The 13,416-nt window shown below is 40.0% G+C and carries 18 protein-coding genes and 1 pseudogene; 14 read left to right on the top strand and 5 right to left on the bottom strand.

Annotation, left to right across the window (positions count from 1 at the left end; genetic code table 11):
• Nucleotides 1-56 precede the first annotated feature (56 nt).
• Together AC0VYO_RS16810 and AC0VYO_RS16805 are read left to right on the top strand one after the other, a co-directional pair.
• Nucleotides 57-497, top strand: coding sequence for a DUF948 domain-containing protein (locus AC0VYO_RS16810; RefSeq protein ID WP_475367829.1), 441 nt, complete (start codon nt 57-59; stop codon nt 495-497).
• A 2-nt stretch (nt 498-499) separates the two neighbouring features.
• Nucleotides 500-1,135 (top strand): YtxH domain-containing protein, encoded by a 636-nt coding sequence (locus tag AC0VYO_RS16805; RefSeq protein WP_430241857.1) that lies wholly within the window; start codon nt 500-502, stop codon nt 1,133-1,135.
• Between the two features lie 107 nt (nt 1,136-1,242).
• On the opposite strand, the gene AC0VYO_RS16800 is transcribed toward AC0VYO_RS16805, so the two are convergent.
• A complete protein-coding gene (locus AC0VYO_RS16800) occupies nt 1,243-1,371 on the bottom strand; it encodes a hypothetical protein (RefSeq protein WP_430241858.1) in 129 nt (42 codons plus the stop codon).
• Between the two features lie 284 nt (nt 1,372-1,655).
• Between AC0VYO_RS16800 and AC0VYO_RS16795 the strand changes: the two genes are divergently transcribed.
• Together AC0VYO_RS16795 and AC0VYO_RS16790 are read left to right on the top strand one after the other, a co-directional pair.
• Nucleotides 1,656-2,042 carry a response regulator gene (locus AC0VYO_RS16795; RefSeq protein ID WP_430241859.1) on the top strand — a complete coding sequence of 129 codons (387 nt, stop codon included), beginning with the start codon at nt 1,656-1,658 and terminating at the stop codon, nt 2,040-2,042.
• 111 nt (nt 2,043-2,153) lie between these two features.
• Nucleotides 2,154-2,945, top strand: a complete 792-nt coding sequence (locus tag AC0VYO_RS16790; RefSeq protein WP_430241861.1) for a TIGR00266 family protein — start codon at nt 2,154-2,156, stop codon at nt 2,943-2,945.
• A 62-nt stretch (nt 2,946-3,007) separates the two neighbouring features.
• On the opposite strand, the gene AC0VYO_RS16785 is transcribed toward AC0VYO_RS16790, so the two are convergent.
• The gene (locus tag AC0VYO_RS16785; RefSeq protein WP_430241863.1) at nt 3,008-4,138 is read right to left on the bottom strand and encodes a DEAD/DEAH box helicase; all 1,131 of its coding nucleotides are present in this window, start codon (nt 4,136-4,138) and stop codon (nt 3,008-3,010) included.
• Nucleotides 4,139-4,435: 297 nt separating this feature from the next.
• On the opposite strand from AC0VYO_RS16785, the gene AC0VYO_RS16780 reads away from it, so the two are divergent.
• On the top strand, nt 4,436-4,684 hold the full coding sequence (locus tag AC0VYO_RS16780) for a hypothetical protein (protein ID WP_226614886.1): 249 nt from the start codon (nt 4,436-4,438) through the stop codon (nt 4,682-4,684).
• 377 nt (nt 4,685-5,061) lie between these two features.
• Here the strand turns inward: AC0VYO_RS16780 and AC0VYO_RS16775 are convergent, their stop codons facing one another.
• A complete protein-coding gene (locus tag AC0VYO_RS16775; protein WP_430241865.1) occupies nt 5,062-5,517 on the bottom strand; it encodes a divergent PAP2 family protein in 456 nt (151 codons plus the stop codon).
• A 94-nt stretch (nt 5,518-5,611) separates the two neighbouring features.
• Here AC0VYO_RS16775 and AC0VYO_RS16770 point away from each other — a divergent pair, with 94 nt between their 5' ends.
• The 4 genes and pseudogenes from AC0VYO_RS16770 (at nt 5,612) to AC0VYO_RS16755 (ending at nt 7,254) form a co-directional block, all read left to right on the top strand.
• Nucleotides 5,612-5,800 carry a hypothetical protein gene (locus AC0VYO_RS16770; RefSeq protein WP_430241866.1) on the top strand — a complete coding sequence of 63 codons (189 nt, stop codon included), beginning with the start codon at nt 5,612-5,614 and terminating at the stop codon, nt 5,798-5,800.
• A gap of 126 nt (nt 5,801-5,926) precedes the next feature.
• Nucleotides 5,927-6,463, top strand: a pseudogene (locus tag AC0VYO_RS16765) (peptidoglycan recognition protein family protein); the annotation flags it as partial.
• Nucleotides 6,464-6,484: 21 nt separating this feature from the next.
• Nucleotides 6,485-6,940 (top strand): peptidoglycan-binding domain-containing protein, encoded by a 456-nt coding sequence (locus AC0VYO_RS16760; RefSeq protein WP_430241901.1) that lies wholly within the window; start codon nt 6,485-6,487, stop codon nt 6,938-6,940.
• 8 nt (nt 6,941-6,948) lie between these two features.
• Complete coding sequence (locus AC0VYO_RS16755; RefSeq protein WP_475367828.1) at nt 6,949-7,254, top strand: SDR family NAD(P)-dependent oxidoreductase; 306 nt, start codon at nt 6,949-6,951, stop codon at nt 7,252-7,254.
• 51 nt (nt 7,255-7,305) lie between these two features.
• Here the strand turns inward: AC0VYO_RS16755 and AC0VYO_RS16750 are convergent, their stop codons facing one another.
• Together AC0VYO_RS16750 and AC0VYO_RS16745 are read right to left on the bottom strand one after the other, a co-directional pair.
• Nucleotides 7,306-8,442, bottom strand: coding sequence for a CapA family protein (locus AC0VYO_RS16750; RefSeq protein WP_475365662.1), 1,137 nt, complete (start codon nt 8,440-8,442; stop codon nt 7,306-7,308).
• Between the two features lie 126 nt (nt 8,443-8,568).
• Nucleotides 8,569-9,117: a molybdenum cofactor guanylyltransferase gene (locus tag AC0VYO_RS16745; RefSeq protein ID WP_475367827.1), complete on the bottom strand. Its 549-nt coding sequence runs from the start codon at nt 9,115-9,117 to the stop codon at nt 8,569-8,571.
• A gap of 176 nt (nt 9,118-9,293) precedes the next feature.
• Between AC0VYO_RS16745 and AC0VYO_RS16740 the strand changes: the two genes are divergently transcribed.
• The 5 genes from AC0VYO_RS16740 to proC all read left to right on the top strand — a co-directional run bounded on the left by AC0VYO_RS16740 (nt 9,294) and on the right by proC (nt 13,409).
• Nucleotides 9,294-10,019: a Crp/Fnr family transcriptional regulator gene (locus AC0VYO_RS16740; protein WP_475365660.1), complete on the top strand. Its 726-nt coding sequence runs from the start codon at nt 9,294-9,296 to the stop codon at nt 10,017-10,019.
• A gap of 226 nt (nt 10,020-10,245) precedes the next feature.
• Nucleotides 10,246-10,404: a cytochrome c oxidase subunit 2A gene (locus tag AC0VYO_RS16735; RefSeq protein WP_194219170.1), complete on the top strand. Its 159-nt coding sequence runs from the start codon at nt 10,246-10,248 to the stop codon at nt 10,402-10,404.
• 15 nt (nt 10,405-10,419) lie between these two features.
• Nucleotides 10,420-10,893 (top strand): cytochrome c oxidase subunit II, encoded by a 474-nt coding sequence (locus AC0VYO_RS16730; protein WP_430241875.1) that lies wholly within the window; start codon nt 10,420-10,422, stop codon nt 10,891-10,893.
• On the top strand, nt 10,890-12,533 hold the full coding sequence (locus AC0VYO_RS16725; RefSeq protein WP_475365659.1) for a b(o/a)3-type cytochrome-c oxidase subunit 1: 1,644 nt from the start codon (nt 10,890-10,892) through the stop codon (nt 12,531-12,533). Before AC0VYO_RS16730 ends, AC0VYO_RS16725 begins: the two co-directional genes overlap by 4 nt.
• Nucleotides 12,534-12,614: 81 nt before the next feature.
• A complete protein-coding gene (gene proC / locus AC0VYO_RS16720) occupies nt 12,615-13,409 on the top strand; it encodes a pyrroline-5-carboxylate reductase (protein ID WP_475365658.1) in 795 nt (264 codons plus the stop codon).
• Nucleotides 13,410-13,416 lie beyond the last annotated feature (7 nt).

Here is a 13,416-nt window from a genome sequence, read left to right as displayed (position 1 = left end):
ATTTCCTACTCTAGGGTATTGGTAATTATATTCAAATAGAAGTAGGAGGCATCGTAATGGAAATTATTCTTTATGTAGCAGTAGCTATTATCGCAATCGTGTTCGCAGTATTAAGTGTATTTTTAATTAAAGTGTTAAAGTCTACTGAAAAAACTCTTTCTAACACAGCAGAAATGATCGATTCTTTACAAGGGCAGATCAATGGATTGTCGAAAGAAACCACAATGATGTTGCATAAAACAAATGTACTTGCTGATGAGGTTCAATCAAAGGTTGGTCAATTCTCACCAGTGTTTGAGTCAGTTAAAGAAACAGGAGCTTCTCTTCAAAATTTATCACGTTCTTTTTCTAAGCTAAGCCACTCTGTTGAAAAAGGTGTTGAGTCGAAGCAGGGAAAAGCTGCGGAGGCGGCGAATTGGGGAAGTACTGCTCTGACAATGTGGGAAAAGTATCGATTTAAGAAATCAAACATTCAATCTGTTAAGGAGGAAGGATAACGATGAAAGATTCAAAACCAAACCATGAGGTGAAGGTTGAACGTGAGCCAGCACCAGAAGGATATTCATCCTCAACTAGAGAAGTGATTCGTATTGATCGAACAGATCCAGTGAAGTCAGAAAGTCAGTTTAAAGGTCCGGCAATAGCGGCCATAGCAGGTAGTATGGTAGGAGCAGCAGCTGGTGTTCTGCTTGCACCAAAGGCTGGAAAAGAGCTTAGAAATGATATTAGTGATAGTGTGACAAAGGCAAAAGATAAAAGTGTAGAAGTATCAGGTAACATGAAAAATAAATCGAGCGCTTTTGCTCAATCCGTCAAAACTAAATCAAATGACATTGTGGACAAAGTGAAGAATCGCAAAGGTGAGAAAGAAACACCTGCTGCAGAGGAAGAAGCATTAGTAAGCGGTTATTCAATCAAGCGAGCAGCAGAGTTAGACGAGTCGGAAGTTCCAATGTCTACAGTTGTTAATCGCGATGTCGAAAAGATAATCGTCGAAACAGAAGGTGCTGAAACGTTTGATGATGTGATTGAACGTGATGTAGAAAGAACTCTTGAAAGAGATCCAGACAACCCTGAAACGTTAGACGAAGCAGCCGAAATGGAACTGAAGAGAACTTATCGCAAGCGTAAATAAAATAAATAATGAACAACCGCCAAACGGCGGTTGTTTCATTGATGTAGAAAAGCAGATAGGCGCCTATGCGCCTATCTGCTTTTCTGGCTTTATAGTTAACTTATGGTCTATGAGGGATGGATTGAATTCACTTTCGTTGCTTCTCTTACCACATTTCTTGCTTCTGAAGCCTCTCGCTGATCTTTCATAGCTTTGTTCTCAATTTCTTTAATCGTCTGGATTGTAGGACCAGTCATGGTTTAATATACCCTCCTAAATTTGTTCTAGTAAACTCTTCCCCTGTCTCATAAAATAAAACGAAAATTCAGTAAAAAGTTGTAAAATGGTAAAAAAGAACGTGCGTCTTCTATAATGCGCTTACATTTCTTAATAATGAACGTTCAATAGGGCGAAAATGTGCGAGATTTGTAATCTCGTGACTAGTTTCGACGAAGTTATTTTCAATCGGCTTTAGATGGTGCACAATAATGATAGGAAGTCACATGATCTGAGACTATATCGCAAAAAAGGTGGGCATACGATGAAGAAGATATTAATTGTGGACGACCAGTATGGCATTCGAGTGTTATTAGGTGAGCTATTTAAGAAAGAAGGGTATCAAACACTTCAAGCTGCGAACGGTTTGACGGCAATTGAGCTTTTTAAGCAGGAATGTCCTGATCTCGTAATCCTCGATTTGAAAATGCCCGGTATGGATGGATTAGAAGTATTTAAATCGTTAAAGAAGTTTGATGAAAAAGTTCAGGTTATTTTTATGACTGCATACGGTGAATTACAGCTCGTGCAAGAATTTATGAAACTAGGAGCAATCACTCATTTTGCTAAACCATTTGATATAGAAGAAGTTTGCCGAACAGTAAAACGCGTATCCCCGCTGGATGAAAAAGAAATGGCCCGTACGAAGTAAAGAGTGAAAAGCCTGTCTCCATATGGAGCAGGTTTTTTACTGTAAGGAAGTCGAAACCTTTCATTATGTTAGAACGTATAGCTATCACAATGATAAAAGGGAGAGCTGTGAATGAACAACCACGAAATAGATTTTAAACTATATGGGGATGATATGCAGTTTGTAGAAGTTGAACTAGATCCAGGGGAAACTGTTATTGCTGAAGCAGGGAGCCTTATGATGATGGAAGATCATATTGAAATGGAGACTATTTTTGGCGATGGAAGTGGTCAACAAAGCGGGATAATGGGGAAATTATTTAGTGCAGGTAAGCGTGTTTTAACTGGCGAGAGTTTGTTTATGACGGCTTTTACAAATGAAGGAAAAGAGAAAAAGCATGTATCTTTTGCTTCACCTTATCCTGGGAAAATTATCCCTATGGATTTAAGTGAATGGGATAAGAAGATTATTTGTCAAAAGGATGCTTTTCTAGCTGCAGCAAAAGGCGTATCAGTAGGTATCGAGCTTCAGAAGAAATTAGGCACTGGTTTCTTCGGAGGAGAAGGGTTCATCATGCAGAAGCTAGAGGGAGATGGTATGGCTTTTGTCCATGCTGGAGGAACGATCCACAAAAAGGAGCTTCAAATTGGGGAAACGCTTCGTCTAGATACGGGTTGTTTAGTGGCGATGACTGGAGAGGTGGATTACAATATCGAGTTTGTTAAAGGAGTAAAGACAGCTTTATTTGGTGGAGAAGGGCTGTTTTTTGTAACGCTTAAAGGGCCTGGAACTGTATGGGTGCAGTCACTTCCGTTTAGTCGTCTTGCAAGCAGAGTATTTGCAGCTATGCCTCAAACGCCAGGTGGAAGTAAGGGCGAGGGAAGTATGGCAAGAGGTCTTTTCGATATGTTTAATGGGGATTAATAGAACCAAAAAGCTGCCTTTCATCAATGATTATCGATGAAAGGCAGCTTTTTGTATTTTACTTAATGACGCTTACGAGATTTAGTAGTAGATGGTCTTGGTACGTTCTTTCTAGTGAGTTCAAGATCTAGCTTTTGGGTGATTTTCTCAAGATACTTTTCTTCACCAGGGAGTAATAGCGTGACAACTGAACCCTCTTTCCCCATGCGTCCTGTCCGTCCTGAGCGATGCAGGTATGTTCTTGCATCTTCAGATAAATCATAGTGGAAAACATGAGTAATATTATCGATGTCTAGTCCTCTTGCAGCAAGGTCAGTTGTTAAAAGCAATTGGATTTGGTCATTACGGAAACGATTTAATACATTCTTTCTTTCCGTTTTATTTGTCGAACTATCTAATACATCGAATGAAATTTTCTTAGTTGCAAGAATGTCTTTCAATCGAGAGAGGTAGTTACTGTTGTTAACAAAGGCTAGCGCTTTTACACCGTCTTTACGAGCTAGCTTCCGCAGTAATTCTGGCTTCTCTCGTCGATTTGTCACATAGTAACTGTGGTCAATCGCTTTTTTGTCTTCTGCTGTAGCTTTGATGCTTAAGACGGATGGATTATCAGATAGTTTCTTTGCCTGCAAAAGCACTTTATCACTGAGCGTGGCAGAGAAGAAAAGGAGCTGACAATCTCTAAGCGCAGATTGACAAATATAGGAGACATCTTCAAAGGTAGACGGATGTAACACTTGATCGGCTTCATCAGCTACAAGGGTTCTTACTTCGTTCATTTTCAATTTCTTCATATCAATTAGCTCGGCAATTCTATTGGGTGTACCAACGATAAGCTGGGGGTGCTTCTTAAGCTTGTCTAACTGTCGTTTAATAGCAGCTCCCCCAATCATTGAAGCAGCTGTCATGTTACTGCCCTTTAGGAATTGTTGAGAAACTTCAAAAACCTGCATGGCGAGTTCTCGCGTAGGAGCAAGAATAATGGCCTGTGTATTTTTTTTATTTGGATCAAGCATTTGCATAATCGGTAAAAGGTAAGCAAGTGTTTTTCCAGTGCCGGTTGGAGCTTCAACTAGTAAGTCTTCTCCGTTCAAGATCCGAGGAATGGCTTGTTCTTGAACCATTGAGAAATTACTAAAGCCGGCAGCTTGCCAGTTTTCAGAAAGAAAAGGGTGTTGATCAAACATTGTCATATCGTTGCTCCTTTATTTTCGTATACAGTTGGCCACAGGGGGCTTCTGTTAAATGTCGTATCAGTACTTTATGTCTTTAACACTTTCATGATTGGTGCGCTTTTGTAGTGTTTCATCTTATTTTAACATAGTAGCCGTTGTTCAATACTTTCTCTCTTTACCTAGCTCTTTGGTTTTACCACAATAAACACCAGGAAATAAATAATGACTAGTCCACTAATTCACTATTGATCAGGTTCCTTTCATGTTTTGTTGCTTATTTAGAGGGAATGATTAGGAGAGAAGGAGGTAATGAACGTGAACGGATATTTACTTAGAAAGATGTCAGTATACACATTACTAGCAGGTATTGTGGCCGCTATATTCATTGGTATTACCCTTGGAGAAAACTTACCAAATTATTCAACTATTGAAGAACCTTATCCAATGCGCTGGATTATCGCATTAGGTGCATTTGGTGTTAGTGGAATTATTTCATCCATCCTCTATACTGGAGGCGTGATTGCCGACATCATTGTTAGAAAAGATGAAGGCAACTCTCTATAAATTGATAAAGAGCGCATCGCTTAGATGCGCTCTTTCTACGTTTTATATAACGATCGTTATTTATTAACAGTAACTCCTTCATTGCCGCGGTAAACATACCATAGAGATCTGTTGATCTCTCAAACAACGAAAGCCCTACCTCTCTTCCATCCTTACGGCTCCGAAGCCGCGCCAGTGTGAGTGAGGAGGATCAACAGCAATTGTAGTATGGCCATTAACTTGATACAAGCCAATTAGAATCATGCTGTTCATACCTTTCCAGTTATGAATTTTAGTTCTCCTTATTTTAAAGGAGCTAGTTGTTAATATCGGGTTTTTGTTACCCCAACTACACATTATACACGCTTGAGAAGGATTGTCAACTTTTTATTTGTTAATTATTTCCTCGAGAAATAACCTATTAAGCCAAGGGCAATCCCTAGCAAAGCACCACCGGCCACTTCAGCAGGCTGATGACCTAGAAGTTCATTTAGTTCAACATCTCGTCTCGCGTGAAATAAATCAGGATAGTGCCCCGATAATAGTTCGATGTCTTCATCTAGGTCATTGACCAATCGAGCGATCTCGCCCGTATGTCGTCGAATGCCCTGTGCATCATACATGACGATCACTCCAAATACGACAGCCAGTGCTGTTTCGACAGAGCTTTTTCCTGTTTTTAATGCTGTGTAAGTAGCTAAAGCAGATACACCTGCAGAATGAGAACTTGGCATTCCTCCCGTTTGAAAGAAAGGGCGCCAATCCCAATTTCCCGATTTCGCTTTATGTGTTACTATTTTTAATCCTTGTGCTAGCATGATCGCTGATAAAGCTGTATTCATTCCCTGGTTCATTTCGTGTTCACCTCATCGTTATTCTGGCAAAAAAAGCACATGATTATGACGTCTATCGGAGAAATTATGTAAAAAGGCGAAAGGAGGACTTCATATGAACATAACGCGTAGAGAAGCAGAAATGATTCGAACAGCTCTATCACCGTTAATAGATGATAACAACAAAGAAACATATGCAGGGATATTAGAAAAATTGGTGCTCACTCCGACTCTTTATCAATTTAGTGATTGGGAAGGGTTTATGAATGATTGTCTAGTTGATAACGAAGAATCAATTAATTAGTCAGGGCTACTCAGCACCTGACTAATTTTATTTGATAAGACACAAAGAAGCGAGCCAGATAAGAATTGTTTACATATGATGGATATTAGAGAGGAGGGGGGAAGCAAAGAAAGGGAGAGTGAAATAATGGCAAGTAATTCAAAATATACAATTACTAGAGATTATATCGATAAAGGTAAGTCCAGACCAAAAGAAAAAAATGATGGAATTAGCTTTATTGTCGCTCATGATACAGGTAATCCAGGTTCAACGGCATACGTAAATCGAGCCTATTTTGCTAAAAATATTATCTCAGCGTCTGCTCATACGTTTATTGATGATTCGATTATTCTTGAAATCATTCCATTAACTGAAAAAGCATGGCATGTACGTTATGTAACGGAAAAGGACAATCTCCTTTATAACGGAGATGCGAACGATAAAGCGATCGGTGTGGAACTTTGTTGGGGAGGAGGTATATCCTTTATAGAGGCATATGACCGCTATGTTTGGTACCATGCTTATTTATGTGATAAATATAAACTCGATCCTGAATCAGATATAGTTGCCCACTCAACACTTGATCCAACACGTAGAACAGACCCTGAGAATGCATTAAATCGCTATGGAATTACATGGTCAACTTTTATTGAAGATGTAACAGGCGTTTGGAAAAACTTTAAAGAAATAAGTAGCCCTGGGAAGGTGAAATCTACTACTAGCACACTTATTGTTAGTGCAGGTGATCGTGGGAAAGAAGTTGAGAGAATTCAAGACCTTCTCATTCGTGTAGGAATGGACCTGCGTGAATTTGGGGCGGACGGCATTTTTGGAAGAGAGACGCAGGAAGCAGTTGAGAAATTTCAGCGATTAACAGGTCTAGTGGAAGATGGGATTGTTGGTCCGAAAACACTTGCTGCTTTGAAGCGAGCTCCAAAAGGTGGATTCGCTATGAATGCTCCAGTAAGACCTTATCCTGGTCGATATGTGATGAATGGCGATCGTGGCAAAGATGTAGAGGCCGTTCAACGAGCGGTTAATGTGAACCCCGATGGTATCTTTGGACCCGCAACTGAAAAGGCTGTAAGGGCTTATCAGAAAAGAAAGGGATTATCAGTAGATGGGATTGTTGGTCCAGATACATGGAATATGCTTTTTTAAGTAGCGCATTGAGAACCTCCAACGCAGCTCTTCCAGCTTACAATGCAACAGAGGCAGGTATCGTCTCACTATCGAAATCATTGGCAAGTCGTTATGCGAAGCGGAAAATACGTGTGAACGTTATTTCGCCAGTACCAATTGATACCCCTCTTGCTCGGAAGTTATATGGCACAGAGGATGGGTTTCAGAAAGCCTATAAACAACATCCTAGAGGGTCATTTGGAACGCCTCTTGAAATCGCAAAAGTGGTTTACTTTCTATCAAGTGAGGACGCAAGTTATATTAATGGTCATAATCTTGTTGTTGATGGTTGATATATCCTATTGTAGAAAAAAGCCCGTTATCGTTGATAACGGGCTTTTTTCTTATGGTTTTGGAACCTGTAAATCTGGCATCCACTGCTTCATATGAAGATTCATTTCATTTAATAAATCAGGTTTTACTTCACTTAGCGGGTGGACTTTATACTCATTATCTACATAAGTCGGAGTAAATGCTGGGGAAGTGATTGAGAGCATAGAGTTTCCTCGGAAATTCTTTTTGACGAATTGAACCTCAAGAATGCCTCCGATATCTTTGTAATCCCCTTTTTGACCTGACCAAAAATTACCTAGTGAATAGGCAACCAATACATTGCGCTTGTCGTTTGTTTCAATCCATTCTAACGGCTGGAGAACGTGGGGGTGATGACCTAAAATCAGGTTTGCTCCCGCTTCAGCTACATAAGAACTGAGTTCTAGCTGGTTATTGTTTGGATAGCGTTCATATTCATTTCCAAAGTGTAAGCTTACAACTACCCCATCAGCTACCTTTTTGGCTTCTTGAATATCTTGAGTTATGAGTTGCTTATCAATGTAGTTCACAAGATAAGGTTTATTTCTAGGAGGGCGGAGGCCATTAGTTCCGTAAGTATAGGAGAGAAAAGCCAGCGTTATCCCATTATGTTCAATCGTTCTAATGATAGTGCGATCTTTTTTTGAAACATAACTTCCTGTATAAAGTACGCCGATTTTGTTCCAATGTTTAATCGCATTTTGGATGGCTTTTTCTCCTCGGTCTAAAGTATGGTTATTCGCCATCGATACAATATCTACTCCGGAATTTTTAAGTGCGTCCCCAACTTCTGTTGGACTATTAAAAGAAGGATAAGATGAAAGGCCGATTGATGTCCCGCCGATGACGGTTTCTTGATTGGCGATCGTAATATCAGCTTTCTTTAATTGGTTTTGAACATCTTCAAGCATTGGATTAAAGTTAAATCCATTGCCTACTACTGCCTTTTCATAAACTCGGTCGTGAATGAGTATATCTCCCACCGCCGAAAGCGTTAAGGAAGCATTCTGAATAGCTGTATTCTCCTCAGTTTGTTGAGAGATGTTCCGATAGGTCGTGAGCAGCTCAGACGGCTGCTGAGGTTCAGTTTCATTTTGTGTAGAAAGCACAACTATGAGACCAGCTACAATAAAGAAAAGTATTCCAACAATAACGGATGTTTTTTTCATTAAGTTCACCCATATCCATATGTATATTATTAATATGAAATTAGTTTGCATCACCGTTATATTATCACCTTTTGATGAGAAAAGCATGTTCCTATCAAAAGGATAGACATGGTGAATTCACCATGTCTATTGGGGCGTATGATGTGGTTGGATTTTATAGTCTGAATTAGAGCTCACTGAAACGGTGTGAATGTTTTCTAGAAAAGTAGACAGAGTGGTATTTTCTTGTTGAAGTAACTTCGTTAAGGTTGCTTTTGTACTTGTCCTATAGACGCCCTGTAGAGGTTTAAGTGTCCCATCTACCAATGGAATTGCGCCATCTGCATGATAACGCAATACGTTTTTAATTAGTTTACTTGTTATAGATGTTGAAATGGAAAGTGTGTCTACTTCAATAACCCATGCTATTTCTGTTCTAGCGAGAGATAGTCCGGCATGCAATCCTCCTATAGGTCCCCTATTTGGATAAAAGTCCGTAATGATGCGAATATTTGTTGGGACGTGTGGTAGTAACTCTCTAGGAGTATTTGTAACGATAATGATCTCATCTGCAATTTGACTCATTTTTTTGATCTGACATAAGATGATTGGCTCATTATGATGTAGTAGAAGGGATCTATGGTGACCGTTTACATAATCATTACGTCCTCCGGCTAAAATGATTCCTGTTAGCATGCTCATCACCTTCCAATTTTTTGTTACCTTAAATGTAATATGGTTGAGGAAAACTAGGCTGTAAACAATGTCACATTTTCAAGAGAAAAATGATTGAGGTGTGATGTATATCACACTTAGAATGGAGTGGAACTCTTATAATGATGCTAAGAGAAACATTATAGGAGGCGAAAATCATGAAAGTTACTTGTCCCATCTCCACTATGAATAAAGGCGGATACAATACACAGTCATTTTCAAAGGGTAATTTTATTAAATTAGCAGAATTAATGTATGAACAACAGGTTAAGCGTGGAGAAACGATTTATTGGGAAGGCAATGAATCGAATCATATATATTATTTGAAAAGCGGAGCAGTAAAACTTACGAAGAGTTCTGATGAGGGTAAAGATCTTGTACTCTATCATTTTCAAGCAGGAGATCTGTTCGGAGAATTCCATGATGATAGTCATGTGCAGAATAGCTTTAGTGCAGAAGCCATGACGGATTGTAGTCTAGGTATCATCCAGCAGAAAGATCTTGAAACAATTTTATGGCAAAATGGGGATCTTGCCATTGAATTTATGAAATGGATGGGCTATATGCAGCGTTTTACCCAAACAAAATTACGCGATTTGATGTTTTTCGGAAAGCATGGAGCACTCGCTTCAACTTTGATTAGAATCGCCAATACTTATGGGGTTGAAGAAGGACCAAGTATTCGCATGACTACGAAGTTTACAAATGCGGAGCTTGCAGACTTGATTGGAGCAACTCGAGAAACGGTTAATCGAATGCTCAACCAGCTTAAGAAAGATGAGATTATAGCCTATGATGGGGGAGCAATCCTGATTGAAGATCTCGATAAATTGAAAGCCATATGTCATTGCGAAGGCTGTCCAAAAAACATATGCAGGTTATAAGGCGTGAGAGTTCAGGAGTTTTAATCCTGAACTCTTTTTTTGTCTTGATCGTGATGGCGTGCGGAGGTTGTGGAAGAGGATACTCGCCAAAATCGATAAATATTGGCTAAATTCAGATATATTGGCTAACTCGTGAATGTTCTCTTGTTTAGTGAGTTTAGTCACAGATTAGGAATGTGTATTCTCATACAATAAACCTATAGTGAAGTATAAAGGGGGATGAGTGATGGGGGCTCTTGAGGAGAAGAAAGAAACAGCGAGAAAAGTTGTAATAAATAAGGGAGGACCAAACCTGAAAGGGACGATGGTCGCAGTAATGTTACTTGGTGGCTTTATTCTATTATCCTGGTTTGGGGTTTACTGGCTATATATGGTTCGTCTTTAGAAAGGGGGAAAAGAGATGCACATGCACAAATTAGAAAGACTTTGGCTTATGATTGGAAGCGGGACACTTATTCTTTTTCTTTTAGTCATTGGTGTGAACGCTTTCGCAATGGGGCATACGCCACCGAGTGATAACGAAATTCTTGATCCAACAAAAGTAGATGTAACTGCGCCCTTTGATCAACCTGGTTTAAAGAAAATAGGTGAGAATGAATATGAAGCGGTTTTAGTTGCTCAAGCCTTCACCTTCCAATCAAATGATGAGCTGAAAATACCTGAAGGGGCTACCGTTCATTTTAAAGTTACTAGTAAAGACGTTGTTCATGGATTTCAAATCCCAAAGACGAATGTCAATATGATGATTACTCCTGGGCACGTGAATACCATTACACATACGTTTGATGAGGCAGGACAATTCCTGATTTTATGTAATGAATATTGCGGGGTAGGACATCAGGCAATGGGTGTACCTCTGGAGGTGACGAAATGAGTCATTCTATAGTAGATCGAAATGATGCAAAGCTCAGTATGGCTCATTTGTTAATTGCCTTTCTAGCTGTTCTATTAGGTGGTATTGCAGGATTACTACAAACGTTAGTAAGAAGTGGAACAATTCAGTTACCAGCAGGAATAGGATATTATCAGCTTTTAACTGCACACGGGATCTTACTCGCACTTATTTTTACAACTTATTTTATTATTGGGTTCTTTTATGCCGGCATGAGCAGAACAATGGGGAAGTTCTATGACCAACCATACCGTATGGCGTGGCTGGGATATATCATAATGACGATTGGAACAGTTCTTACAACTGTTATGGTTTTATTAAATGAGGGAACGGTTCTGTATACTTTCTATGCCCCGTTAAAAGCGTCTCCATGGTTTTATATTGGATTAACGTTGTTTATTATCGGAACATGGTTAGCGGGCGGTGCGATGTGTCATCAGTACTACATTTGGAAAAAAGTTTCTCATGAGAAGCTATCTCCATTATTTAGCTTCATGGCTGTGATGACGATGGTACTGTGGTTTGTCGCTACGATTGGTGTTGCTGTTTCAGTTATCTTTCAGTTTATTCCCTGGTCATTCGGTTGGGTGGATGAAATTAATATTCTTCTAAGTCGTACGCTTTTCTGGTATTTTGGTCATCCACTCGTTTATTTTTGGTTATTACCTGCCTACGTCTGTTGGTACGTTATTATACCCGAAATTATAGGTGGTAAAATTTTCAGTGATTCTTTAGCACGTTTGTCTTTCGTCCTTTTCTTGCTATTTTCGATACCGGTAGGATTTCATCATCAGTTACTCGAATCTGGCATTTCTCCTTTTTGGAAATTTCTACAGGTTGTGTTAACGTTTATGGTTATTGTTCCTTCACTCATGACGGCCTTCTCACTATTCGCTTCTTTTGAAATCGCTGGTCGTCGCAAAGGGGCAAAGGGCCTCTTTGGATGGTTCAGAGTATTACCATGGAGAGATGCGCGGTTCTTTGCGCCCATGGTCGGAATGTTGATTTTCATTCCAGCTGGTGCTGGTGGGATCATTAATGCAAGTAACCAAATGAACCAGATTGTGCATAACACGCTTTGGGTAACTGGGCATTTCCACCTTACCGTTGCCTCAAGTGTGGCTCTTACTTTCTTTGGCATTGCTTACTGGCTAATTCCTCATCTTACTGGAAGAGTATTGACGGGGAAAATGCACAGCATTGCGAATTTGCAAACAATTTTGTGGGCGATTGGCATGTTTTTTATGTCAGGAGCCATGCATACAGTGGGTTTACTTGGTGCACCGAGGAGAACAGCTTATACGACTTATCGGGATAACCCTGATGCATTAGGGTGGATTCCATATGAAGTGACGATGGCCGTTGGTGGATCAATCCTGTTTCTTGCCATTTTGCTGTTAGTTTACATTATTGTGAACCTCACGTTTTTTGCACCAAAAGGAAAAGAAGATTTTCCGATTGGAGAAGTGGCAGAAGATGCAGAGAAAACGCCTGCTATTTTGGAAAACTGGCGACTATGGCTTAGTATTGCGACAATACTCATACTTGTGGCTTATACAGTACCGGTCGTTCATATGATTGAACATGCACCACCCGGGTCTCCTGGGTTTAAATTTTGGTAATCAAAGCGCCGGTTATAATCCGGCGTTTTTCTATTGTACATCAGTTTGGTATAGTTAAGTTGGAAAAGAGGAGGGGTATAATTGAAAAAGTCTAATATCTTGTTTATTGGTGCTGGGCGCATGGCTGAGGCTATTTTCTCAGGACTTAAACAGTCTGGAAATATGGGGACAATTACGGTAACGAATCAATCTGATCAGAAGAAATTGGATGATTTGAGAAAAACGTATGATGTTGAAACAGGAGTATGGCAGGATGTCATTACCGAACATGATATTGTCATACTAGCAATGCCCCCAGCAGCACATCCAGCTGTTCTTAAAGAGCTAGCTGATCGAGTAACAAATCAATTTATCATTACAGTTGCTGCAGGCATAGGTCCTTCTATTTTAGAAGCATCACTTCCAGGACGTCCAACAGCCTGGATCATGCCGAATACAGCGGCTGATATCGGTGAGTCAATTTCATTATTCACGTGTGGAAATCACGTTACAGAGGATCATCGTGAAGCACTTCAGGTCATTCTGGATGCTATCGGAGAGTCTGAAGAGTTGTCTGAGAAGCAAATTCATGATCTTACTGCAATTACGGGAAGTGCTCCAGCATTTGTTTATCACTTAGCAGAGTCACTTGAAAAAACGGCTGCGTCTTATGGATTAACTGCTGATGTAGCGAGGAAGCTTGTTGTGCATATGATCTATGGATCTGCTTCAATGCTTAAAGATGGGCGAGACGCAGGAGAATTGCGTGATCAAGTGACAACACCAGGTGGGGCTACTGCTGCAGGACTAGATGTTCTGAGGAAAGGAGATTTCAGTCAGCTTCTGCATGAGGCGATTCTCGCTGTAAACGACAAAGCGGCTGAACAGGCGAAATAAAAAGAGG

The organism is Anaerobacillus sp. 63XJN7_4_ISO-PGPR-S23-413, assembly GCF_056173725.1.
Note: the sequence above shows the minus strand (reverse complement) of the source record. Positions and strands in the feature narration are given on the sequence as shown.

What these genes read in the sequence shown, in the direction of transcription:
- AC0VYO_RS16785 (WP_430241863.1), bottom strand. Translation starts at nt 4,138, where the DNA reads ATGACAATGTTTGATCAACACCCTTTTCTTTCTGAAAACTGGCAAGCT.
- AC0VYO_RS16750 (WP_475365662.1), bottom strand. Translation starts at nt 8,442, where the DNA reads ATGAAAAAAACATCCGTTATTGTTGGAATACTTTTCTTTATTGTAGCT.
- AC0VYO_RS16795 (WP_430241859.1), top strand. Translation starts at nt 1,656, where the DNA reads ATGAAGAAGATATTAATTGTGGACGACCAGTATGGCATTCGAGTGTTA.
- AC0VYO_RS16730 (WP_430241875.1), top strand. Translation starts at nt 10,420, where the DNA reads ATGCACATGCACAAATTAGAAAGACTTTGGCTTATGATTGGAAGCGGG.
- AC0VYO_RS16800 (WP_430241858.1), bottom strand. Translation starts at nt 1,371, where the DNA reads ATGACTGGTCCTACAATCCAGACGATTAAAGAAATTGAGAACAAAGCT.
- AC0VYO_RS16805 (WP_430241857.1), top strand. Translation starts at nt 500, where the DNA reads ATGAAAGATTCAAAACCAAACCATGAGGTGAAGGTTGAACGTGAGCCA.
- AC0VYO_RS16745 (WP_475367827.1), bottom strand. Translation starts at nt 9,117, where the DNA reads ATGCTAACAGGAATCATTTTAGCCGGAGGACGTAATGATTATGTAAAC.
- AC0VYO_RS16725 (WP_475365659.1), top strand. Translation starts at nt 10,890, where the DNA reads ATGAGTCATTCTATAGTAGATCGAAATGATGCAAAGCTCAGTATGGCT.
- AC0VYO_RS16810 (WP_475367829.1), top strand. Translation starts at nt 57, where the DNA reads ATGGAAATTATTCTTTATGTAGCAGTAGCTATTATCGCAATCGTGTTC.
- AC0VYO_RS16735 (WP_194219170.1), top strand. Translation starts at nt 10,246, where the DNA reads ATGGGGGCTCTTGAGGAGAAGAAAGAAACAGCGAGAAAAGTTGTAATA.
- AC0VYO_RS16770 (WP_430241866.1), top strand. Translation starts at nt 5,612, where the DNA reads ATGAACATAACGCGTAGAGAAGCAGAAATGATTCGAACAGCTCTATCA.
- AC0VYO_RS16740 (WP_475365660.1), top strand. Translation starts at nt 9,294, where the DNA reads ATGAAAGTTACTTGTCCCATCTCCACTATGAATAAAGGCGGATACAAT.
- AC0VYO_RS16790 (WP_430241861.1), top strand. Translation starts at nt 2,154, where the DNA reads ATGAACAACCACGAAATAGATTTTAAACTATATGGGGATGATATGCAG.
- AC0VYO_RS16775 (WP_430241865.1), bottom strand. Translation starts at nt 5,517, where the DNA reads ATGAACCAGGGAATGAATACAGCTTTATCAGCGATCATGCTAGCACAA.